Here is a 22,566-nt window from a genome sequence, read left to right as displayed (position 1 = left end):
CGGCAGCGCGTACGATCGCCGCATTCGTCGACCCAGGAGCGTCCATGTCCGCCACATCCTCCACGATCTCCCCGCCCGCCAGCGCGCAACCCGCACGCGTCGAACCGACCGACGCGCAGAAGGCGTTCCGGCAAGCGATGGCCCACCTCGGCGCGGCCGTCAACGTGATCACCACCGCCGGGCCGCACGGCCGCTGCGGGATCACCGCGAGCGCCGTGTGCTCCGTCACCGACGCGCCGCCGACGCTGCTCGTGTGCCTGAACCGGTCGAGCGCGATGCACGCGACCTTCGAGCGCAACCGCCATGTCTGCATCAACGTGCTGCCGGCCGAGCACGAACTGCTCGCGCGGCATTTCGCGGGGCTCACCGACCTGCCGATGGAGCGGCGCTTCGAGCTGCCCGTGTGGGATCGCGGCGAGCAGGACGTGCCCGTGCTGCGCGACGCGCTCGCGAGCCTGCAGGGCACGATCGCCGAGATGAAGGAAGTCGGCTCGCATTCGGTGATGTTCATCGAGGCGACGTCGATCCGCGTGCGCGACGACGGCGACAGCCTCATCTACTTCAGCCGCGCGTTCCATCGTGTGTCGCGCACGGCGTGCGTGCGGTGACCGTCGCTGACTACGCGGACGGCCGCAGCGCCCGTTGCCCGGCCGCGAGCGCGGCGCCCGCGAACAGCGTCAGCGCCGAATACACGAGCCCGCGCGCGAGCCCCGCGCTGTCCGACACCCAGCCGATCGCGACCGGCCCGGCAATCTGACCGAACGCGAAGACCGTCGTGAACGCGCTGATCCCTTTCGCCCAGCCATCGGGTGGCAGGTTGTGCCGCACGAACGCGGTCGTCGATGCAACGGCCGACAGGAACGTCGCGCCGAACAGCACGCCCGACGCGAACGCGGCAGCCGGATGCACGAACATCGCGGGCATCAGCGTCGCGATGCCGAGCAGCACGTTGAGCACGGCCAGCGCCTGGCCGCCGCGCATCCGGTCGAGCAGCCGCGACCACAGCCGCGCCGACACGACGGTCGCGACGCCGAGCATCACGTAGAACGCGGCGACCACCGTGCCGCTCATCCCCGCACCGCGCAGCAGCGCGACGATGAACGTCATGTAACCGATATAGCCGACACCGAACATGCCATAGCCGGCAAGCGCGAGCGCGAAGCGAGCGGGGCTCGCGGTGACAGCCGACGCTGCGCCGTCACGCGGTGCGGCTGGTGCCGCATGCGCGCGCTCGATTCGACGCGCAGCCGACACGGCCACCGCCGAGAACAGCACGCACGCGAACGCGAGCGCAAACCATGCGGGCTGCCAGCCGTGCGTGCCATGCATCAGCGTGGCCGGTACGAGCAGCGACGACGCGACGATGCCCCACCCCGTGCCGCCGTAATAGAGACCGAGCAGCAGCCCCGCATCGCGCGGCGATGCCGACGCGAGCCGCGCAGCCAGCACGCCGCCGCTGATGAAGATCAGCGCGCTGCCGACGCCGGTCGCGAGCCGCTGCACGAGCAGCACGTGCATGTCAGACGTGAACCCGCACGCGGCCATCAGCAACGCGGTCAGTGCGCAGCCGGCCGCGAGCAGCGTGCCCGCGCGCCGGCGCCGCGACAGCAACGGAAACGCGAGCGCGCCGATCAGGTAGCCCGCGGCATTCGCCGTGTTCAGCGCACCGGCCTGCGCGAACGTCCAGCCGAGATCGGCCTTCATCGGCGGCAGCAGCAGCGCGTACGAAAAGCGCGCGAGGCCGAGCGCGATCGCACTGCCGAGCGACAGGCCGATCGCGAGCCGCCACGCGGCCATGCGGTCGGGGTCGGTTGCGCCGGCGTCCGGCCGCGATGGGCCGGCACGCTCCGGTTGCAGCGCTGTGGGCATCAGGTTGTCTCCAACTTTGTTCGAGTCGTGCCGCCGGGACAGCGGCGCGCGCGGCCGCGGCCGTCGCGCAAGGTCGTCAGATGGTGCCAGAAAACCGGGGGCACCGCCGCGCCAGGCCAGGCGCGCGGTTACCGTGCGCGATCGTCGTTCATGAATGACGCGATTCGAAATGATCGGCGCCATTGCATTTCCGATTTAATAAAATTGCGGAAATCATTTAGCCGGCCGCGATCCCGATAATTGGAAAATCAGGTCGGTCCCGTTATTCGATTTATCTGCCTTTTCCCGCATCGCCTGCCGAAATCCCCCATGTTTAGCATGCTTCGGCTAAAAACCTTGCAACGCATTGCATTCGTAAATTCGTCAGACTATTATCGACGCCACTCGCCCGGTATTCACAAAATTCCGGATGAGGAGCGGCATTCTTTTAGCCGCGCTTTCATGTTGAATCACTCATGTTCACCACAGGAGAATTGACATGCAGGACACCCAGCAGATCGAATTGCTTGACTGGATGCAGGAAGACACGCACCCCGAGGCCGTCGACATGATGGTCGAGGACGCCGTGGTGCCGTTCGGCACCGCGCTCTGGCCGGTCTGAGCGGGCCACCCGTTCTCGCGGAAGGGCCGCGGCCCTTCCGCCGCTTCCGGAGACACGCATGCTGAACCTGCACCGCGCACTCGGTTTTCACCCCGCGCTGCGCGACAAGCTTGCGCGCGGCGAGTCGGGAAAACTTCTGGTCGGCCATGACACCCGCAACCGCGACATCGCGTTGCGCGCGTTTGCTGCCCTGCCCGCCTCGCTCGACGCGACTACCCTCTGCCTCGAAACCACCCCGCCCGCCGACATCGCAGCCGCGCTCGATCGCGCCGACCTGTTCGTGCTGCTGTACGACTCGTCGTGCCTGCCGACGCCGTCGCCGAGCGGGCCGCCGTTCCTCGCCGCGATCCGCCCCGCGATCGTCGAGCACTGGAGCAAGTCGGTACTGTTCAAGGATTACGGCCCGCATCTCGACGAAGCATTCGCCGAATCGCTCGACGACATCGCCGCACGCAACGGCCGGCTGATCGATGCGGCCGCACATGCGTCGCAGATCCGCTTCATCGACGAAGCCGGCAACACGCTGACGGGCTCGCTCGCGCCGGACCAGAAATGGACGAGCGTGGATGGCATGGGCAATCTCGATGTCGTGCCCGGCGAGATCGCGACGCACGTCACCGACCTGAACGGCACGGTCGTGTTCAGCGGCACGTTTCTCGGCACCGTGCCGTTCGCGATCAAGTACAAGGTGGCCGAGCGGCTCGCGACGCTGCGGGTCGAGAACAGCACGATCGTCGATTTCGACACCGACGACGCGGGCTTCCGGCGCGATTTCGCGACCTATCTCGACCGGCACGCGAATCACCGGCGGATCGAGGAATTCGGCATCGGCACGAACCTCGGGATCCGCGGGCTGTACGGCCGCAATGCGGGATTCGAGGAGCGTCATCCGGGCCTGCATCTCGGGCTCGGCGGCGGCGAAAACGGCAGCCACCACCTCGACCTGATCTTCGCGCGCGGCACGCTCGCGCTCGACGAGCGGATCGTGTTCGACGGCGCGTTCGCCGTCTGACGGAGCGGCGACGTGCTCAGGCTTCGGCGGCCGCCGCGTCGCCGAGCCACTTGAACATCACGAGGCAATCGACGAACCCGAGCCGCGCGTGACGGTACGCGCGCGGCAGGCGGCCGACGATCTCGAATCCCAGCTTCTGCCACAGCGCGACCGCGACCTCGTTCGTCGCGACCACGGAATTGAACTGCATCGCGAGGAAACCGCGCTCGCGCGCGACCTGCTGCGAGTGCTCGCACATCAGGCGTGCGACGCCGCGGCCGCGCGCGGCGTCGCTCACCATGTAACCGCAGTTGCACACGTGATTGCCGGGCCCGGCCGCGTTCGCCTTCAGGTAGTAAGAACCGAGCACCACACCGTCCTCTTCGGCGATCCACGTGCAAAGCGGCGCATCGAGCCACAGTGCGCGAGCCGCTTCGGGCGTCGGCGCGGGATCGAATGCATAGGTTTCCTGAGCGGCGACGATGGCGCGGTAGGTCGGCCAGAAGCGCGGAAAATCGTCCTCGGTCATCGGGCGAAGCGTGATCATGCGGGTTCTCTCGTGAAGTCATTGTCGGCGGGCAAGCAATCGATCGTACCGCGATTCCTCGATGGTCGCCGTCCCGCAGCACGCCGCTGCGATACGCACCCGACGGCACGCCGTACCGGCGCTCGAACGCCTGCGGGAAACCCGACAGGCGCTCGCCGCCGCGTCGCCGCACGACGCATGCGCCGCCACCGTGCCCGCTTGCAACGAAGCGACATCGACTTGCGAAAACCGGTCGTTTATTTTTTTCCGCCGCACGCTCCCGTCATGATCTCCCGCGAGCCCCGGCGCGCCGCCGGGGCGACATCACCCCACCATGGCGGAGACATCAATGAAAACAAGCCACACCCTCAACGCGCTTGCGCTGCTCTGTTGCATCGGCATCCAGTGCGCGACGCCGGCATTCGCCGACGAACCGAAGAAGGTCGCGTTCGTCGACACCGGCAACACCGGGCGCAGCGTGATGGCCGAAGCGATCGCGGGCCAGTTGATCGCCCAGCGCCACGCGCATGTCGCGGTGATTTCGCGCGCGGTCGACGAGGATCCGTACGACGAAAAGCCCGAGGAAAACGGCGTGATCCTGATGAAGCGGCGCGGCATCGACACGTCCGCGCACCGCTCGGTGCAACTGAACGCGAACGACGTCAAGCATTCCGACGTGATCCTGACGATGACCGACAAGCACAAGGAGAAGGTGCTCGCGCTCTATCCGTCGGCGGCCGGCAAGGTGTTCACGCTCGCCGAATATGCGTCCGGCAAGCACGTCGACGTGCCCGACGCGTGGGGCAAGCCGATCGACTTCTACGAATCGGTGACCGCGCAGCTCGACACGTACATCCCGGCCGCGCTCGACAAGGTCGCGACTGCCGAGGCAGCGAAGCAGTAATGCGGCAAGACCTGCCGGCATGACAGGCGCGCAACGCGCCGACGCCGGCAGGTTTGCAGTTCCCCCTCATTCCGCCCGACACCCCGCCCACGGCGCGTGCCTCGTCATCGCGCCATCGACACCGGCCATTCGGCCGAATCGCCGCCGCACGCACCGGATGAAAGAATGATCGTCGTCCGGGAAGCCGGCTTCGCTGCCTGAAACCCCGAACCATGCAGGCGCCGCATGCGCTCCGGCCGCGGCGCCGTTGCGTTGCATGCCGTCTCGATCCGACGACCGGCACCGCGTGTATTGCACCCCGCTCACACCGCCTGTGGCAGGCCGCATGGCCGCCCCGTTTCCCTCACCCTTTTTGTAGCTTATAAGTTACAATACTATCCAAGTTCGAACTGCTTCGCTATCAGCGCGACGACGGTCGCGAGCCTTTCACCGAATGGCTGAACGCCGTGCGCGACAAGCTCGCACAGGCACGGATTCGCGAACGCCTGCGCCGCGTGCAGACGGGCAACTTCGGCGATTGCGTGCCTGTCGGCGAAGGCGTGATCGAACTGCGCATCCACGTCGGTGCCGGCTATCGCGTGTACTTCGGCCGGCACGGCGGTGCACTGGTGCTGCTGCTGTCCGGCGGCGACAAGGGCAGTCAACCCGACGACATCAGGCGCGCAAAGGAACACTGGTCGAACTGGAAACGGAGGCAAATATGATCAAGCTCAAAGGCGCGGTATCGCACCACGACGCGGAGGTCGCCGAACTCGGCGCCGATCGCGAACTCGCGGTGGCCTATCTGCGCGTCGCAATGGAATCGCTCGACGATCCCGACAACCGCGCGGCCGGCCTGCTCGCGCTGCGCACGGTCGCGGAAGCGTACGGCGGGCTCGGCGCCGTCGCGGCCGAAGCCGGCATCAGCCGCGAATCGCTGTATCGCACGCTGTCGCCCAACGGCAACCCGACATTGAAAACCCTGCTCGCGGTACTCAAGACCGTCGGCCTGCGCCTGTCCGTCGTCCCCGCGCAGCCTGCGCACGCGTAAGCGGCACACCGCCCGCCTGCCCGCTCACGGCCGGACCATCCACACGAGCAGCATCCCGGCCGGCACGGCAGTCATCCCCGCCGGCGGATGCGCGATCGTCGGCTCGACCGCCAGCGCCTGCGCGATCGCCGCCGCATCGTCGATCGTCGTCGTCCGCACGATCGTCATCAGCCGCGCCGGCCGGTGCAGCGTCTCGCGATACAGCGCGCCGTACCACAGCGGCCTTGTGCCGAGCGCGTCCTGCAACACGTACGGATAACGCCACAACCGCAGCACGAGGCGGCTTTCCGGGTGGCCCGGATCGACGCGGACGAACACGCGACGCGTGCTCTCGCCGTGCGTGTAGCGCGGCAGCACCGGCAGCGTGTCGGCCGGCGCCTGCGGCAACAGCCAGCGCAGCGCGGTGGCCGGCGACCACGGCGTCGCGCGCTGCCAGCCGGCCTGTGCGAGATGGCGATCGAGCGTGTCCGACGTCGCGCTCCATTGCAGCGGCAGATATTCCTCGCGATCGCCGCCGATCTCGGTGCGCCGCGTCGGCACGCGCTGCCACCCGCCGCGCATCCACTGGTCGACCGTCATTGCGACCACGTCGCCGACATGCGGGCGCGACGCGCGGTCGAGCTGCCATTGCGCGGGAACCGTCCATACACCGGCCGTCGCGAGCACCACGACCACCGCGACGAGCGCGCCCCTCGGCTGCACATGCTCGCGCACGCGCCAGTAAGCATAGGCGCCGGCGAGCACGGCGAACCACGCCAGCCCGAGGCTCCAGCCGCCGAGCAAACCCGACAGCCAGGTGTCGCCGACGTACAGCCGTGCGAAGCCGCCGAGCACGACCCACAGCACGACCGCCGTCACGACCGGGATGCGCCACAGCGCGGGCCGGTCGCGCGTCACCACCCAGCCGAGGCCGCTGCTCGCGAGAATCGCGAACGCTGCTTCGGCGTCGGGCAGCGGCACATGCAGTGCGCCCGGCGGCAGGCTCGCGGGCGTCGCGCCGGGCACGCCCGCGCCGAACGCCGGCACGAGCACGATGGCGACGCCGACCGTCGCGAGCCACCACGCGGCCGTCAGCCAGCAGCGATGAATCAACAGCCAGACGAGAAACGCGGCCGCGACGATCAGCCCCGTATCGTGCCCGTGCAGCACCGCGAGCGCGCTCATCGCGGCATCGACGGGCGGTGTGTGCAGGTTCTGCAGGAACGCGTACAGCGCGATGTCGGCGTGCATCAGCGGATCGTTCGCGACGACATCCTGCACGAGGCCCGCGAACAGCCACACGCAGCCCACGAACAGCAGCGCGAGCACGGGCACCGCGCCCGGCAGGCGGCGCACGCGCGCGATCGTGTCGTGCAGCCGCGCGCCGAACCGCGGCCAGCGGCGCGCGCAGGCGTGCACGACTTCGACCAGCGCGCGGCGCAGCAGCGGCCAGCCGCGCCGCAGCGCGACGCGCACGCCGATCCACACCAGCGCGACCAGCGCGGCGACGACCATCAGGATCGCGGCGACCCGTACGCTGATCGCCGCGGCCAGCGCGGCCGACGCACCGAACAGGATGCCCGGCGCGATGTGCACGGGCGCCCACACGAGTGCCGATATTACGTTGACCGGATAGAACGACCGGCGCGGCAGCGTCGCGCAGCCGACGACGACCGGCACGACCGCGCGCACCGGCGCGAGGAAGCGCGCAAGCACGATGCTCTTCATGCCATGGCGCAGCACGAACTCCTCGCCGCGCGAGTAAGCGGCCGCGTAACCGAAGCGCGTCCACGCGTTGCGGATCACCCCGCGATAGTGACGCCCGAGTTCGTAGCTGATCCCGTCGCCGACCACGGCGCCGACGGCCGCGACGCCGATCGTCGTCCACCCGTCGAGCGCGCCCGCGCCGATCAGCGCGCCGGCCGCGAACATCACGGCACCGGCCGGCACGACCGTGCCGACCAGCGCGATCGCCTCGGCGCAGGCGGTCACGAACACGATCGCCAGCACGAGCACCGGATGCGCGCCGATCGTGCCGATCCACGCGTGGATCGTGTCGCTCATCGCTCACTCCAAAGCGGTGCGGCCCGGTGTGCGAACACCGGGCCGGCAGTGGCGTGGGAAACGTTCATCGCGAGGTGCGCGCGGTCGCGCCGGCGTCAGCGGTCAATCGAACTCGTACTGCCGCGCATCCGCCTCGAGCGGCGCGTCGTGGTACCCGACCGTCGCGATCTCGCGCAGATAGCGCGCGAGAAACGCGCCGATCGACCCGGCGGCCTCGTACTGATGCACGTGACGGAATTCATGGGTCAGCAGGCGCCGCGTGTCCTGGCCGCGCAGCACGAACACCGCATGGTCGAGCGTGAGCCCGATCGTCCCCGGCGACAGCAGCCCCGTGTCGCGGGCGATCGCGGCCAGCGACGGTGTTTCGGGAAACGGCATGCGGTCGGCGATCACGACGCGGATCCGCTCCGGCTGCGCGACGCCCACCTTGCGCGCGTCGTCGGCCTGCGCCGGCGTCAGCGGCGCACCCTGTGCGATTCCGCGCGCCGCCTCCGCTTCGGCCCAGGCGACGGCGGCGGGCAATGCGGACGGCAGGATATCGGCAAGGTCAATCATCGCGGGGCTCCTCGGTCGGCGCGGTGGCATCGGGCACCAGTTTAGTCCCGAATCAGGCCGGTTCGCGGGGCGGTTCGCGTGACACCGTGCCGGCCCGCCCCGGGCGCGGCAGGCATCAGGGAATACCCTGTCTCGCAAGCCGTACCCTTTTCCGTCGATTATTTCGATTCAGTACACAGTCCGCGATCGACTATCTCGAAAATTTCCCGGATGTGTATCGCTTTGGGATTCGGCGGAATATATTGGTCAGAAGAACAGTCGCGGCGACAACCGGACGGCAGGATCCGCGGCGTCATCCCGAAGAGGATCGCTGGAAAATGATCAGGGTAATTCTGGCTGACGATCACGCAGTCATGCGGGACGGACTGCGTCACATCCTGGAGATGGCCGGCGGTTTCGACATTGTCGGCGAGGCGAGCGACGGCTCGGCCACGCTCGCGCTGGCCGAACGCGCCGTCGCCGACGTGCTGCTGCTCGACCTGTCGATGCCCGCGCCGACCGGCATCGAGCTGATCCGGCTGGTCAAGCGCCACGCGCCGTCGCTGCACACGCTCGTGCTGACGATGCACGCCGAGGCGCAGTACGCGGCGCGCGCGTTCAAGGCCGGTGCAACCGGCTACCTGACGAAGGACAGCGCGGCTGCCGAGCTCGTCGAGGCCGTCGGCAAGGTCGCGGCGGGCGGCGTCTACGTGAGCCTGTCGGCGGCCGAAAGCCTCGCGCGCACGCTGCGCGCGCCAGCCGACATGCTGCCGCACGAACGGCTGTCCGCGCGTGAGCTCGACGTGATGCACCGCATCGTCGCGGGCCAGACCGTCACGCAGATCGCGTCCGAACTCGCGCTGAGCGCGAAGACGGTCAGCACGTACAAGACACGGATCCTCGACAAGATGGAACTGCCACACGAAGCCGCGCTGGTCCGCTACGCGGTGCGCCACGATCTCGTCCCCGGCATCGACGACGCATGACGGCCGCCATCCGCTTCCCGCCCACGCCCCCTGACGACGCCGATCCGGACACGTCGCGCCTGTTCATGTCGTCGCTGCCGCCGGGCCCGCGCGAGCGGCGGTTCGCGATCGCGACCGTGCTCGTGTCGGCCGCGATCTTCGCCGCGCTCGCGCCGTTCGCGGGCATGCCGCTCGCACCGGGCTGGGCGTTCATCCCCGTGTACCAGTCGGCGATCGTCGTCAACGACATGGTGACGGCCGGCCTCCTGCTCGGCCAGTACGCGATCCTGCGCGAGAAATCGCTGCTCGTGCTCGCAGGCGGCTACCTGTTTACAGCCTTCATGGCCGGCACGCACATGCTGACCTTTCCGGGGCTGTTCGCGCCGACCGGCCTGCTCGGCGCCGGCGAACAGACCACCGCGTGGCTGTACCTGTTCTGGCACGGCGGCTTTCCGCTGGCGGTCGCCGCCTATGCGCTGCTGCGCACCGCATCGCGCGCACGCCCGATCCCGGCCCCGCAGCGCCGCGCGGCGATTCCCGTGGCGCTCTGCATCGCCGTGGCGGTCGGCGCGACGGTCGCGCTCACGGTGCTCGCGACCGCCGGCCACGACCTGCTGCCGCGCATCATGCACGGCAACCGGATGGCCGCGCCGATGACGAACGCGATCACGGTCGTCTGGGGGCTGAACCTGGTCGCGCTGATGCTGATGTGGCGGCAGCGGCGCGACCATTCGGAGCTCGACCTGTGGGTGATGACCGTGCTCGTCGCTTGGCTGTTCGACATCGCGCTGTCGTCGATGCTGAATCACGGGCGCTTCGATCTCGGCTTCTACGCGGGCCGCGCGTACGGACTCGTCGCGTCGGCCGTCGTGCTGTCCGCGATGCTGTTCGAGAACGGCCGGCTGCATGCGCAGACGGTGCGCGCGCTGGCCGGCGCGCGCTACCAGCATCTGCTCGTCGCGCAGAAGAGCGCGCAGTTGAACGAGGCGAACGAACGGCTCGAACAGCGCGTTGCCGCGCGCACCGCGCAACTGAGCGCGTCGAACCGCGACCTGCGACGCGAAGTCGAGGAGCGCGTGCGCGCCGAGCGTGCGCTGCAGGTGTCACGCGAGGAGCTGCGCGAGATCGCCGCGATCAGCGCGACCGCGCGCGAAGCCGAGCAGCGCCGCATCGCGCGCGAGCTGCACGACGAACTCGCGCAGACGCTCGCGACGCTGAAGAACGATCTCGAATGGCTGAGCGACCACGTGCCGCAGGACGACGCACCGCTTGCGCGCAAGATCGCGACGATGCACACGATGGCACGCGGCGCGGTGGCTGCGACACGGCGCATCGCGTCGGACCTGCGCCCGCTGATGCTCGACGATCTCGGCTTCGCCGCGGCGATGCAATGGCTCGTGGAGGATTTCAGGCACCGTCACGGGATTGCGTGCGAGCTGCACGTCGAGCCGACCGAGCTGCAGCTCGACGAACCGTATGCGACGGCCGTGTTCCGCATCGCGCAGGAAGCGCTCGCGAACATCGCGCGGCACGCGGCCGCGTCGCATGCGGACGTCGAGCTCGTGCACGGGGACGATGCGATCGCGCTGACGATTCGCGACGACGGTGCGGGATTCGATCCCGGTGTACCGCGCAAGTCGGGCTCGTTCGGGCTGGTCGGTTTGCGCGAGCGCGCGTATCTCGTCGGCGGCACGCTGCAGATCACGACGACGCTCGGCGAGGGTACGACGGTCGAGGTGGATATTCCGCTGTCGCATGCGCCGGTGGCGGTTGCGCATGGCGGGGATGGGGTTTCGCGCGGGTAGGGTCGGCCGAATGAGGTGGCGCCGTGTCGCTGGCGCGGTCAGTGGTAGTCGTCTTCCCGTTGATGGCGGACGGCGAGGATCGTGACTTGTGCCGCGATGCACGTATCGCCGTCCCGATGGCTTACTCGACCGCTTTTGTCGCGCGTGCCGCTTTCAGCATGCGCTCGAGTTCTGCCTGAACGTTTGCAGCATCGATGTATTCGCCGGTCCGCCGCGCCTCGTCGCGCGATGCCACGCCACGCGCGACAAACTCGCGCTGCACGCGTCGGCGCTCAATGCTATCGCGAAACATATTCAACGTCGTGATTTTCATTGCACGCTCCATACGCCACATATGCAGCGCATGGTAGCGCATCAGCACGATGCGCAAAGAGTCGGCCTGCTGATCGCGATGCATTTTCCGCATGGTCCTGCGCGCTTGCCGCCGTCCCTTGGCAACATAGCCGCACCGGCCTCGGCACGACGCTACAATGCGTCGCCGCCCTGCACGTGCCAACGCGCCGGCCGACCGGACCTCCCCTTCACCACGATGAAAACCATCCTCACCTACGTACTCGGCTTCTGCGCCGTCGCGGCCGGCTGGCTTGCGGCGTCGCTGCTGTGCTGGCCCGTCCTGCTCGCGCTGCAGGCGCTGACGACAACCCTGTTCATCCCGCATCCGGCCGGCAGCTACATCGGACTCGGGTTCGTGTCGACCGCGCGGCTCCTGGATTTCCCGACCAGCTTCGTCGGCGCCTTTTCGGTGCCGTTCATGAATGTGCCGCTCGGGTTCATCGCGATCATCTGGTGGTTCGGCATGGCGATCATCGTGCCACCGATCTACGCGCGATACCGCGTCATGGTGCCCGGCCGCCCCTCGGCCCGCGCCGTCCTGTGGCGCGGGGCGCGCTCGTTGCTGATCTTCACCGCCGTGCTCCTCGTCGTCGCGATGCCGTTCCTGCGACGCTACGAAATCGTGACGCAGGATCATCTCTACGTGCGGCACCTGTTCGACTGGCACGAGCGCGCGTATCCGCTTGCGTCGCTGAAGGAGATCCACGTGGACATGCCCGAATACAGCCGCGGCATCATCACGTGGGACTTCATATTCGACGGCGGGAACCGCTTTTCGACGACCGCGCCGGACATCGACGCGCTCAAGTTCCTGCTGTCGAACAACGCGCACGTATCGACCAACTTCAAGATCGTCGGGAACCGGATGTCGATGCGGTGACGCCGCCCGCCGTCACACCCGCGCCGCCACCATCCCCCGCTCCGACCGCGTCCACGCGACCAGCGCGCCGATCCCGAGCAGCGCGAGGCACACGATCGGCACGATCATCGGCCCGAACGCGGTGCCCGTCACCTTGCCGGCGAACGGCATCAGGTTCTGGCTGAAGAAGCCGCCGAGGTTGCCGATCGAGTTGATCGCCGCGACGCTTGCCGCCGCACGCGCGCCGGTGAAATAACGCGGCGGCATCGACCAGAAGCACGGATACAGCAGCGGGATGCATGCGCCGCCGAGCACGAGCGCGATGAAGCGCAGCGGCGTCGACGGCAGCACGAGGCTCAGCAGGAAGCCGAGCGCGCCAAGCGCCGCGACGATCGCGATCGTGCGCAGGATGCTCTTCGCGCGACGCAGCTTCGCCGGCAGCCACACCAGCAGCAGCACCGCGAGCGCCCACGGCAGCATGCTCAGGAAGCCGTTCGTGCTGCTCGATACGCCGAACGATTTCACGAGCGTCGGCAGCCAGTACGTGACGCCGTACAGCGACGTCGACATCAGCATGTAGGTCGCCGCGAACAGCATCACGCGCGGATCGAGCAGCGCCTTCCACGGTTGACCGTGCTCGGCCTGCGCGGGCTTCTCGCGTTCCAGCGCGGCCGCGACGATCTGCTTCTCGCGCTCGTCGAGGAACGGCGCGTCGCGGAACGATGCGGGCAGCACGCGGAACACGACGATCGCGACGATCACCGCCGGGATGCCCGTTGCAATGAACACCCACTGCCAGCCCGCCAGCCCCCACACGCCGTTCAGGCTCAGCAGCACGCCGCCGACCAGCGAGCCGAGCATGTTCGCGAGCGCGCTGCCGAGCGTGAAGATGCCGAGCACCTTCGCGCGGTAGCTCTGCGGGAACCACAGCGTCAGGTAGTAGATCACGCCCGGATAGAAACCGGCCTCGGCGATGCCGAGCAGGAAACGCAGCGAGCAGAACGCGGGCATCGACGTCGTGAAGCCCATCAGCACCGTAATGAGGCCCCACGTCAGCATGATCCGCGCGAGCCACACGCGTGCGCCATAGCGATGCAGCGCGAGCGTGCTCGGCACCTCGAACAGCAGGTAGCCGATGAAGAACAGCGACGACGCGAGCCCGAACGCAGCCTCCGTCATCCCGAGGCTGTGCACCATCTGCAGCTTCGCGAAGCCGACGTTCTGCCGGTCGATGAACGCGATCAGGAACATCACGACGAGAATGGGCAGCAGGCGCCGCGCCATCTTCGACATGATGCGCTGTTCTTCGGCGGACGCGGGGTCCAGGGTTTCGGTAGCGTTCACTACGGGCTCCTTGCGTGAAACGGTTGCGTGTCGGTTGGTTCGGCGCCGCGCGCAATGAAGGCACGGGCGCGGCGTATTTCGATGAAGGTCGTTCGTGGGCGGCCAGCGGCGCTCAACCCGACCGGTAGTCGTCGAGCATCGGCGCGAACATCTCGTGCCATGCGCGCGGCTTTGCCTTGATCGTGCCGGCCAGGTACAGGAATTCGACGTAGTCCATCAGCTGGTTCGGCCGCACCGAGAAGCGCGTGTCGGGCGCGGCGAGCATCCGCATCACGTCGTCGTGCGACACGCCGACGCCCGACGACGCCGCATAGAGCGCGGCCGCCGCGCGCGGGTCCTGCGCGATCAGGCGGTTCGCTTCGTCGAGCGCGCCGAGAAACGCGGCGGCCAGCGCGGGCTCCGTATCGACGAGCCGCTTCGGCGCGAACACGACGTCGAGCGTCATCGGACCGAGCACGTCGACCGAGCTCACGACGCGGTGGATGCCCGGCTGCCGCAACTCGAGCGTCGAGAACGGCGGCGACGTGAAGTGCGCGGTGACGCCGTTCTCGCGGCGGATCAGCGCCTGCATCGCCTGCGGATGCGGCAGGTTCACGGTAATCGAATCGAGCTGCGCGAAATGCGCGTGGCCGAGCTGCCGGCTCGCGATCATCTGCAGCACGACGGCCGACAGCGACGTGCGGATGCCGGGCACCGCGATCCGGTCGGACGGCGTGAAGTCGCGCAGCGACGTGAGGCCCGGACGATTCGCGTTCAGCGACAGCGACGTGGTCGACAGCCCGCTGATGCCGATCACCTCGACATTCGGAATGCCGCGCGCCCGCGCCCACAGCTCGATGAAGCCCGGTGCGCCGGCGCCCGCGAAATCGAGCGTGCCGGCCATCATCGCGTCGTTGACGGAATTGCCGCCATCGAGCAGCACCCAGTCGACCGCGACGTCGCGCACGCCGTGCCGCGCCGCGTGCCGTTCGAACAGCCGCTGTTTCTCCATCACGAGCAGCGGCAGGTACAGCACGCCATAGCCTTTCGAGATCCGCACGGTGCGCGGCTTCGCGCGCACGAGCGACGGCGCGGCGAGCACGCCGAGCCCGGCGGCGATCAATGCGCGGCGGCGCAGCGACGTCGTCATGCGCAAGCCGCCGTGCGACGGCGCGCAAACGGCCACGCGGGGGCCGGCGTCGCGCTGCACCGCGCGTGCGTCGTGCCCGTGACTTGCTGCATGTTGCCGTCTCCTTGAATATTTCTGGTATTAATGCCGTCCTTGCTTGCTGCTTCCGGCTCGACACAGGTTATCGACCGAGTCTGAGAAAATGCTGACATCCCGGCCCCGGGAAAACCCCTAATCCACCCATCTGCAAAACGGCACCATGCGCATTCTCGTCGTGGAGGACGATGCCGAAATCGGCGCGGCGATCCGCAGCCGCCTGGCGCGGCTCGGCCACGCGGCCGATCTCGAAACCGACGGCGCGACCGCGAACGGGCTGTTGCGCGTCGAGCGTTTCGACCTCGTCGTGCTCGACGCGAACCTGCCCGGCATGGACGGTTTTGCGGTGCTGCGCAACCTGCGCGCATCGGGCAGCACGACGCCCGTGCTGCTCGTCACCGCGCGCTCGGCGATCGACGACCGCGTGAGCGGCCTCGGCCTCGGCGCCGACGACTATCTGGTGAAGCCGTTCGACTACCGCGAGCTCGACGCGCGCGTGCAGGCGCTCCTGCGCCGCAACAGCGGCCACGCGAACGACGTGCTGACGCTCGGCGGCCTCGTGATCGATCGCAGCAGCCGCCTCGCGGAACTCGACGGCCAGCCGCTGTCGCTGTCGCGCCAGGAATTCGCGCTGCTCGAAATCCTCGCGAGCCGCCCGCAACGGATCTTCTCGAAGGAAGAACTGCTGAACCAGCTGTTCAGCTTCGGCAACGAGCCGACCGCGAACGCGGTCGAGCAGTACGTGACGCGCGTGCGCAGGAAGCTGCAGGGCAGCTCGGTCGAGATCCGCACCGCGCGCGGGATGGGGTATCAGATTGCCGCGCATTGACTGGTTCCCGAAGACGCTGTTCGGACGCACGCTGCTCTTCATCGCGCTCGTCGTCGCGACCGGCGCGCTGGCGCTCGCGGCGATCGCGCGCTACTACGCGGGCGTCGCGGCCGAACGCGCGTACGACCAGTTGCTCGCCGGCGCGTCGATCCAGGTCGCGGAGAACCTTTACGTGCAAGGCGGCGTGCTCGCGCTGAATCCGCCGGTGGCCGCGCTGTCGACGCTGTCGCGCTACGACCTCGTCTACTACAAGGTCGTCGATTCGCGCGGCATCGTCGTGGCCGGCTACAACGATCTCGCGAGCCCCGCGACGCTCGCCGCCGCGAAACAGGGCCCCGCGTTCGCGAACGCCGTCTACCAGGGGCACCGGATCCGCACGGCGACCATCGCACGCTACATGCCCGAGGAAAACACGCCGGGCTGGGCGCTCGTGACCGTTGCGCAAACCACCCACGCGCGCCAGCAGCTCACGAACGACATGAGCATCAAGGTGTGGACGCTGATCCTGCTGATGAGCGTGCTCGCGATCGGCGCAAGCGGCCTCGCGATCCGGCGCGGCCTGCGCCCGCTCGCGCAGATCGGCACGATCATCGCCGCACGCGACCCGGCCGACCTGCGGCCGGTGGCCGTCGACACGCCGAGCGAGATCGACGCGATCATCGGGTCGATCAACGGATTGATACACCGCCTGGCCGAGCGCATCAACGCGATGCAGCGTTTCATCGCCGACGCCGCGCACCAGATGCGCACGCCGCTCGCGCGGCTCGACGCACAGATCGAGCTGCTCGGCGGCGAGTCCGATCCCGCGCGCCATGCGGCACGCCTCGACGCGCTGCGCGCGACCAGCGCGGACGTCGGCCGCCTGACGGGCCAGTTGCTCAATCACGCGATGGTGATCCATCGCTCCGAGGCCGTGCCGCTGCAACCGGTCGAACTCGTCGCGCTCGCGAAGGACGTGCTCGGTCGCACGATTCCGCTCGCGGGCGAGCGCGATGTTGCGGTCGCGTTCGCGAGCGACGCGCCGCTGGCGTGGATCGACGGCGATGCGATCAGCCTGCAGGAAGCGCTGTCGAACGTGCTGCACAACGCGTTGCTGCACGGTCATGCGGACGACCTCGTCGTATCCGTCGCGACCACGGGCAACGCCGACGACGCGGTCACGCTGACCGTCACCGACAACGGACGGGGGATTCCGCGCGAGCACTGGGACGCCGCATTGCAGCCGTTCGTGCGAATCGCGCCGGATGGCAGCGAGCGGCGCACGGGATCGGGCCTCGGGCTCGCGATCGTGCAGGAAGTGATGAAGGCGCACGGCGGGCGCATCGGGTTCGCGTTTCCCGATGCGGGCGGGTTTGCGGTGGTGTTGACGTTTCCGCGGGCGGCGGCGATCGGTGCGGACGCAGCGTAGGCGGGCGTAATCGGGTGCTCGAATACCGGTGAGTTGCAGCCGTCAATCATCGCTTTCGTCGTCGGCAGCAACGGCATCGTGCTCCGCGTGCCGCACTACCAGCCGGTCCAGTTCGTGATACTGACGGTGCAGAACAGCCGGCACAACTTATCGACATCACCACGCTCGAAGCCGAAGGAATGACGCATGACGAAATTCTCGACCTGTCGCATGCGGTCGCAATCTTCGCGTGGGTGAACCGGTTGATGCTGACAACAGGCGCACCCGTGTTTCCGGAGCGGCCGCTCAGCGCCAGCTTCCGGCGTAATCCGCAACGAACCGCTCGAACGCGATCGGCGCCCGGCCGAGCAACGCCTGCACGTCGGTGCTGACGGCTGCCGCCTCGCCGGCCGCGATCATCCGGTTCAGGCTCATCAGCGTATCGATCGACCACGCGTCGGCACCTGCGGCGCGCATGGATTCGATCGCCGCATCGTCCGTCACCGGCACGTACTCGACCTTGCGCCCGAGCGCCGCGCCGATCCGTGCGGCCACATCGGCGTTCGACAGTGCTTCGCCGCCCGTCAGCTCGTAGATCCGGCCGGCATGATCGGCCGGGTGCTGCAGGATCGTCGCATCGACGGCGGCGATGTCGCGCACGTCGACGAACGACACCTTCCCGTCGCCCTGCGGCAGATACAGCGCGCCGTCGCGAATCATGCCCGCGTAGTACGTCACGAAGTTCTGCATGAAGCAGTTGGGCCGCGTGATCGTGTAGGCAATGCCCGACTCCATCACGAGCCGGTCGATCTCGCCTTGCACGCGCCCGATCGCGATCGACGACGCGGCATCGGCGCCCGCGCCCGACGAGCGGACGATATGCGTGACGCCGGCTGCCCTGGCCGCCGCAACCGCATTGCCGGCCAGCGTCACCATGTCGGCCTGCAGCGGCAGCAGCAGGAACAGCGTGTCGATGCCCCGGAACGCATGTGCCAGGCTCGCGGCGTCGGCGAGATCCGCGCGACGCGTTTCGACGCCTTCGACCGCCCTGCCGCTGTTCGAGCTGGCGATCACATTCGCGCCGGCCGCCTTCAGTTGCGCGACGAGTTCGCGCCCGATGTTCCCGGTCGCGCCAGTTACGAGAATGGTGTGGGACATGATGTATCTCCTGATCGCAAATGGAAAACGCGCCGTATTGCCGGACCGCGACGACCGCCTCGATATACGAAGCCGGCATTGCTGCCGCGCTGGTCCGGAAGCGGCTCCGCGCGCGTTCGCGTTCGTCACGGGTAGGTGGCGATGCGCTGCTCGTGTGCGGAACACGACACGACGGACATCATCCTAGTCGCGCCCATTCATGCCGAATAGTCCATAATGCGTCGAATCAATTTCAACGATTTCGATCGAATCGTCATGAACGATCTGCGTGTGCTGGAAAGCTTTCTCCGCACCGTCGAAGCCGGCAGCTTCTCCGCGGCGGCCAGCCGGCTGGGCGTCACGCCTGCGGCGGTCAGCAAGCATGTCGCGAAACTGGAGCGCAGCCTCGGCACGCGGCTGTTCCGCCGCACGACGCGCAGCCTCACGCTGACGGAGGCCGGCGAAAGGCTGTACGCCGAAACGTCAGCGGCGGCCAGCGCGCTGAGCCAGGCGATGGCGACGCTGACCGAGCGCGACGCACGCCCCGCCGGCACGCTGCGCATCAGCATCGCGCCGGGGTTCGGGCGCCAGTACGTGTTGCCGCTGATGCCGGCGTTTCTCGAACGCTACCCGGACCTCCGGCTCGACTGGAGCCTCGAGAACCGCCACGTCGATCTGGTGAAGGAAGGCTTCGACGCCGCGATCGGCTCGGGCGTCGAGGACGACGCAAACGTCGTCGCGCGCGAGCTGGTGCCGATCCGGTTGCTGACGGTCGCCTCCCCCGCGTATCTGGCGAAGCACGGCGAACCGGCGACGCTCGCCGAGCTGGCGCGCCACGATTGCATCCGGTTGCGCTCCGCGACGACGGGCCGCGTGCACGACTGGGCGTTCACGGTGGATAACGAAACGGTGACGGTCCCGATCGACGGACGCGTCGTGCTGACCGATCTGGATGCGATCTGCGATGCGGCCGTGGCAGGCATGGGGCTCGCGCGGCTCGGAGCACATCATGTGCTGCCGCATTTGGACGAAGGCCGGCTCGTGCGCGTGCTCACGCGCTATCCGGCGATGGCCGGCACGATCTACGTGTACTACGCGCATGCGCGCCTCACGCCGCCGAAGGTGCGTGCATTCGTCGAGTTTCTGACGGAGTCGTTTTCGCGAAGCGACTGGCGGGCGCGCGTCGACACGTTCGGTTGACGAGTATCGACAGGCGCCGGCCCGTCACGCGCGGTTGCTTCCTGCCGGGCTTCCCGACGCGGGCCGCCGCGCGTTACGCCTTGTGCGTCGACAACAGAATGCTGGTCTCGGTACTCGCAATCCCGTCGATCAGCCGGATCGCGCCGAGCACGCGATCGAAATGCTCGAGCGAATCGGCATGCAGCTCGGCGACGAGATCCCAGCGGCCGTTGGTGCTGTGGATCGACGCGACGTTCGGATGCCCGCGCAGCACCTTCACCACTTCCGCGCCGCGATTGCCCTGCACCGCGATCGACATCAGCGCGCGGATCCGGTGCCGTTCGGCCGCCGGCTTGAGCCGCACCGTATAACCGACGATCACGCCGTTTTTCTCCAGCCGCGTCAGCCGGTTCTGCACGGTCGCGCGCGCAACGCGCAATTCCTTCGCCAGTGCGACGACGGGCAGTCGCGCGTTGTCGCGCAGCAGCGCAATGAGCTGCCGGTCGACGTCGTCGAGCGTGATCATGAGCGGGCTTTCCTGTTGAGCGTGAACCGGCCGCCAGCGTGCCGGAGGCTGCGCATTCCGACCAGCGCGAACCTGACAAATTGCCGGATATGGCTGGCATTTTGGCAAGTCTATCGATAAATCTGCCACTTTTGCCGTCTTTTTGTTGGCTCGACTCCCGGAAATAATGACTCCATCGACCGGCCGGATATGCCGCGCCGCCGCTTTTCAGCAAGCCCGCGCCCGCGCCGAAGCACCGCCCGGTCGACCGGAATGCCAGGACACCCGTACCGGCAAAGACAATGGAGACAGACCGATGACTCGCTTCCTCGACGTTCCCGCCACCGCCCGACTGATCGCCAAAACCGGCGTCACGACGTTCCTGCGCGAACTCGTCGACACGCTGCGCGCCGATTACCTGCAGTGGGCCGATTTCGACAAGTCGCCGCGCGTCGCGTGCCACTCGCGCGACGGCGTGATCGAACTGATGCCCGTCGCGAACGCGTCGCTGTTCGCGTTCAAGTACGTGAACGGCCACCCCGTCAACGCGGCGCGCGGGATGCACACGGTGATGGCATTCGGCGCGCTCGCCGAAGTCGACACCGGCTACCCGCTGCTGCTCGCCGAACTCACGCTGACGACCGCGCTGCGCACGGCCGCCACGTCGGTGCTCGCCGCGCAGGTGCTCGCACGGCCCGACTCGCGCACGATGGCGCTGATCGGCAACGGCGCGCAGAGCGAATTCCAGGCGATCGCGTTCCACACGCTGCTCGGCATCGACGAAATCCGCGTGTTCGATGTCGATCCGCTCGCGACCGACAAGCTCGTGCAGAACCTCGCCGCGTACCCTGAATTGCGCGTCGTGCGTGCCGCGTCGACCGCCGACGCCGTGCGCGGCGCCGACATCGTGACGACCGTCACCGCCGACAAGGCGTACGCGACGATCGTCACGGCCGACATGATCGAGCCCGGCATGCACCTGAACGCGGTCGGCGGCGATTGCCCCGGCAAGACCGAACTCGAAGCGGGCGTGCTGCGCGCGGGCCGCGTGTTCGTCGAATTCGAGCCGCAGTCGCGCATCGAGGGCGAGATCCAGCAGATGCCGGCCGACTTCCCCGTCACCGAACTGTGGCGCGTGCTGCAGCGCGAAACGACCGGCCGCGAACGCGCGGACGAAGTCACGGTGTTCGACTCGGTCGGTTTCGCGCTCGAGGATTATTCGGCGCTGCGCTACCTGTATGCGCTCGCGCAGCAGCACAACGCAGGCGTCGAGATTGCGCTGATTCCGCCGGCCGTCGACCCGAAGAACCTGTTCGCACTGATCGACGACCCGGCTGCGATTGCGCAGGGTCACGCGGCGTTCGTGACCGAAGCCGTCGCCGCGTTCGCGCGCTGACCGTCATCCGCGGGCGGCCCGTGTGCCGCCCGGCTCCCTGCCTTTCGCTCCTGCCTTCAATGAATCTCGTATCGATCCAGGCGCCGGCCGCCGTCGTGATGGTCCGGCCGCATCGCTTCCTGCCGAATCCGCAGACCGCGGCCGACAACGCGTTCCAGCGCACGGCCGGCGGCAGCGCTGCCGACACGTCGTCGGTGTCGGCCGCCGCACGCGACGAAGTCACGGCCGCCGCGCAAACGCTCGCCGATGCGGGCGTGCGCGTGCACGTGTTCGACGACCACGGCGAACGCGACACGCCCGACTCCGTGTTCCCGAACAACTGGTTCTCGACGCATCCGGGCGGCCACGTCGCGCTGTATCCGATGCACAGTCCGAACCGCCGCCGCGAACGGCGCGCGGACATCGTCGAGATGCTGAAGGCCGAGTATCGCGTGCAGGACGTGATCGACTACTCGGGCCTTGAATACGACGACGTGTTCCTCGAAGGCACCGGTGCGATGGTGCTCGACCACGTCGCGCGGATCGCGTACACAGCGCGTTCGCGCCGCGCCGATCCGGTCGCGCTCGAACGCTTCTGCACGCACTTCAATTTCGAGCCGATCTGCTTCGATACAGCCGATGCCGACGGGCGCCCGATCTATCACACGAACGTGATGATGAGCGTCGCGACGGAGTTCGCGATGGTCGGCCTCGACCTGATTGCCGACAGCCGGCGCCGCGGCGAGATCGCGCAACGCCTGACCGAAACGGGACGCACGGTGATCGCGCTCGATCAGTCGCAGATCGCGAACTTCGCGGGCAATGCGCTGGAATTGTCGGGAACAAACGGGCGCGTGCTCGCGCTGTCGCGGCGTGCGTTCGATTGCCTCACGCCTGACCAGCGCGCGACGATCGAGCGCTCCGCGCGGCTGTTGCCGCTCGACGTGCCGACGATCGAACTGGCCGGCGGGTCGGTGCGCTGCATGCTCGCGGGGATTCATCTCGCGCGGCGGGCGGCGGCGCCGGAGACGATTGCCGTGGCATCGGCCGCATCGTTACGCGAGACGGCGCCGCAGATCTGACCTACAGGCTGGCAAAGCTAAAACGGCTGCCGATGCGATGCATCGGCAGCCGTTCTCGTATTCG

General features: G+C 68.1%; 23 protein-coding genes and 1 pseudogene. 15 read left to right on the top strand and 9 right to left on the bottom strand.

What is annotated here, in order from left to right:
• Positions 1-44: 44 nt before the first annotated feature.
• Positions 45-608: a 4-hydroxyphenylacetate 3-monooxygenase, reductase component gene (gene hpaC, locus LXM88_RS33350; RefSeq protein WP_262543721.1), complete on the top strand. Its 564-nt coding sequence runs from the start codon at positions 45-47 to the stop codon at positions 606-608.
• A 10-nt stretch (positions 609-618) separates the two neighbouring features.
• Here the strand turns inward: hpaC and LXM88_RS33345 are convergent, their stop codons facing one another.
• Positions 619-1,869, bottom strand: a complete 1,251-nt coding sequence (locus LXM88_RS33345) for a YbfB/YjiJ family MFS transporter (RefSeq protein WP_262543719.1) — start codon at positions 1,867-1,869, stop codon at positions 619-621.
• A gap of 478 nt (positions 1,870-2,347) precedes the next feature.
• On the opposite strand from LXM88_RS33345, the gene LXM88_RS33340 reads away from it, so the two are divergent.
• The gene (locus LXM88_RS33340; RefSeq protein ID WP_006766865.1) at positions 2,348-2,470 is read left to right on the top strand and encodes a hypothetical protein; all 123 of its coding nucleotides are present in this window, start codon (positions 2,348-2,350) and stop codon (positions 2,468-2,470) included.
• A 58-nt stretch (positions 2,471-2,528) separates the two neighbouring features.
• Positions 2,529-3,482 carry a leucyl aminopeptidase gene (locus LXM88_RS33335; RefSeq protein WP_262543716.1) on the top strand — a complete coding sequence of 318 codons (954 nt, stop codon included), beginning with the start codon at positions 2,529-2,531 and terminating at the stop codon, positions 3,480-3,482.
• A 16-nt stretch (positions 3,483-3,498) separates the two neighbouring features.
• Here the strand turns inward: LXM88_RS33335 and LXM88_RS33330 are convergent, their stop codons facing one another.
• Positions 3,499-4,008, bottom strand: coding sequence for a GNAT family N-acetyltransferase (locus LXM88_RS33330; protein WP_262543715.1), 510 nt, complete (start codon positions 4,006-4,008; stop codon positions 3,499-3,501).
• Between the two features lie 328 nt (positions 4,009-4,336).
• Between LXM88_RS33330 and LXM88_RS33325 the strand changes: the two genes are divergently transcribed.
• The 3 genes from LXM88_RS33325 (at position 4,337) to LXM88_RS33315 (ending at position 5,921) form a co-directional block, all read left to right on the top strand.
• A complete protein-coding gene (locus LXM88_RS33325) occupies positions 4,337-4,891 on the top strand; it encodes an arsenate reductase/protein-tyrosine-phosphatase family protein (protein WP_262543714.1) in 555 nt (184 codons plus the stop codon).
• Between the two features lie 371 nt (positions 4,892-5,262).
• Positions 5,263-5,595 (top strand): type II toxin-antitoxin system RelE/ParE family toxin, encoded by a 333-nt coding sequence (locus LXM88_RS33320; RefSeq protein WP_262547054.1) that lies wholly within the window; start codon positions 5,263-5,265, stop codon positions 5,593-5,595.
• Positions 5,592-5,921, top strand: a complete 330-nt coding sequence (locus tag LXM88_RS33315) for a helix-turn-helix domain-containing transcriptional regulator (RefSeq protein ID WP_059653802.1) — start codon at positions 5,592-5,594, stop codon at positions 5,919-5,921. Before LXM88_RS33320 ends, LXM88_RS33315 begins: the two co-directional genes overlap by 4 nt.
• Positions 5,922-5,945: 24 nt before the next feature.
• Here the strand turns inward: LXM88_RS33315 and LXM88_RS33310 are convergent, their stop codons facing one another.
• Together LXM88_RS33310 and LXM88_RS33305 are read right to left on the bottom strand one after the other, a co-directional pair.
• Entirely contained in the window at positions 5,946-7,964 is a 2,019-nt protein-coding gene (locus LXM88_RS33310) for an LssY C-terminal domain-containing protein (RefSeq protein ID WP_262543712.1), read from the bottom strand.
• 102 nt (positions 7,965-8,066) lie between these two features.
• The gene (locus LXM88_RS33305; protein WP_262543711.1) at positions 8,067-8,519 is read right to left on the bottom strand and encodes a hypothetical protein; all 453 of its coding nucleotides are present in this window, start codon (positions 8,517-8,519) and stop codon (positions 8,067-8,069) included.
• Between the two features lie 317 nt (positions 8,520-8,836).
• Between LXM88_RS33305 and LXM88_RS33300 the strand changes: the two genes are divergently transcribed.
• Both LXM88_RS33300 and LXM88_RS33295 read left to right on the top strand, forming a co-directional pair.
• On the top strand, positions 8,837-9,484 hold the full coding sequence (locus LXM88_RS33300; RefSeq protein ID WP_262543710.1) for a response regulator: 648 nt from the start codon (positions 8,837-8,839) through the stop codon (positions 9,482-9,484).
• Positions 9,481-11,268 carry a sensor histidine kinase gene (locus LXM88_RS33295; RefSeq protein ID WP_262543709.1) on the top strand — a complete coding sequence of 596 codons (1,788 nt, stop codon included), beginning with the start codon at positions 9,481-9,483 and terminating at the stop codon, positions 11,266-11,268. The genes LXM88_RS33300 and LXM88_RS33295 overlap by 4 nt, the downstream gene beginning before the upstream one ends.
• A 121-nt stretch (positions 11,269-11,389) precedes the next feature.
• Here LXM88_RS33295 and LXM88_RS33290 read toward each other — a convergent pair whose 3' ends face one another.
• A complete protein-coding gene (locus tag LXM88_RS33290; protein ID WP_318654696.1) occupies positions 11,390-11,665 on the bottom strand; it encodes a hypothetical protein in 276 nt (91 codons plus the stop codon).
• 132 nt (positions 11,666-11,797) lie between these two features.
• Between LXM88_RS33290 and LXM88_RS33285 the strand changes: the two genes are divergently transcribed.
• A complete protein-coding gene (locus LXM88_RS33285) occupies positions 11,798-12,481 on the top strand; it encodes a hypothetical protein (protein WP_262543707.1) in 684 nt (227 codons plus the stop codon).
• Between the two features lie 12 nt (positions 12,482-12,493).
• Here LXM88_RS33285 and LXM88_RS33280 read toward each other — a convergent pair whose 3' ends face one another.
• On the bottom strand, positions 12,494-13,804 hold the full coding sequence (locus tag LXM88_RS33280) for an MFS transporter (RefSeq protein WP_262543706.1): 1,311 nt from the start codon (positions 13,802-13,804) through the stop codon (positions 12,494-12,496).
• 112 nt (positions 13,805-13,916) lie between these two features.
• A complete protein-coding gene (locus LXM88_RS33275) occupies positions 13,917-14,933 on the bottom strand; it encodes an ABC transporter substrate-binding protein (RefSeq protein ID WP_262543705.1) in 1,017 nt (338 codons plus the stop codon).
• 238 nt (positions 14,934-15,171) lie between these two features.
• Here LXM88_RS33275 and LXM88_RS33270 point away from each other — a divergent pair, with 238 nt between their 5' ends.
• From LXM88_RS33270 to LXM88_RS33260, 3 genes and pseudogenes are all read left to right on the top strand, one after another.
• Entirely contained in the window at positions 15,172-15,837 is a 666-nt protein-coding gene (locus LXM88_RS33270; protein ID WP_262543704.1) for a response regulator transcription factor, read from the top strand.
• Complete coding sequence (locus tag LXM88_RS33265; protein WP_262543703.1) at positions 15,824-17,245, top strand: sensor histidine kinase; 1,422 nt, start codon at positions 15,824-15,826, stop codon at positions 17,243-17,245. The genes LXM88_RS33270 and LXM88_RS33265 overlap by 14 nt, the downstream gene beginning before the upstream one ends.
• Before the next feature lie 152 nt (positions 17,246-17,397).
• A pseudogene (locus LXM88_RS33260) lies at positions 17,398-17,523 on the top strand (peroxidase-related enzyme); the annotation flags it as partial.
• Positions 17,524-17,530: 7 nt separating this feature from the next.
• Here the strand turns inward: LXM88_RS33260 and LXM88_RS33255 are convergent.
• Positions 17,531-18,382 carry an SDR family oxidoreductase gene (locus LXM88_RS33255; protein ID WP_262543702.1) on the bottom strand — a complete coding sequence of 284 codons (852 nt, stop codon included), beginning with the start codon at positions 18,380-18,382 and terminating at the stop codon, positions 17,531-17,533.
• 255 nt (positions 18,383-18,637) lie between these two features.
• On the opposite strand from LXM88_RS33255, the gene LXM88_RS33250 reads away from it, so the two are divergent.
• The gene (locus tag LXM88_RS33250; RefSeq protein WP_262543701.1) at positions 18,638-19,561 is read left to right on the top strand and encodes a LysR family transcriptional regulator; all 924 of its coding nucleotides are present in this window, start codon (positions 18,638-18,640) and stop codon (positions 19,559-19,561) included.
• Between the two features lie 73 nt (positions 19,562-19,634).
• Here the strand turns inward: LXM88_RS33250 and LXM88_RS33245 are convergent, their stop codons facing one another.
• On the bottom strand, positions 19,635-20,066 hold the full coding sequence (locus LXM88_RS33245) for an Lrp/AsnC family transcriptional regulator (protein WP_006753967.1): 432 nt from the start codon (positions 20,064-20,066) through the stop codon (positions 19,635-19,637).
• Between the two features lie 295 nt (positions 20,067-20,361).
• Here LXM88_RS33245 and LXM88_RS33240 point away from each other — a divergent pair, with 295 nt between their 5' ends.
• A complete protein-coding gene (locus LXM88_RS33240; RefSeq protein ID WP_262543696.1) occupies positions 20,362-21,441 on the top strand; it encodes an ornithine cyclodeaminase in 1,080 nt (359 codons plus the stop codon).
• A 59-nt stretch (positions 21,442-21,500) separates the two neighbouring features.
• Positions 21,501-22,502 (top strand): citrulline utilization hydrolase CtlX, encoded by a 1,002-nt coding sequence (gene ctlX / locus LXM88_RS33235; RefSeq protein ID WP_262543695.1) that lies wholly within the window; start codon positions 21,501-21,503, stop codon positions 22,500-22,502.
• The last annotated feature ends 64 nt before the right edge of the window (positions 22,503-22,566 follow it).

Source organism: Burkholderia sp. S-53, from assembly GCF_025560745.1.
Classification (GTDB): Bacteria; Pseudomonadota; Gammaproteobacteria; order Burkholderiales; family Burkholderiaceae; genus Burkholderia; species Burkholderia pyrrocinia.
Note: the sequence above shows the minus strand (reverse complement) of the source record. Positions and strands in the feature narration are given on the sequence as shown.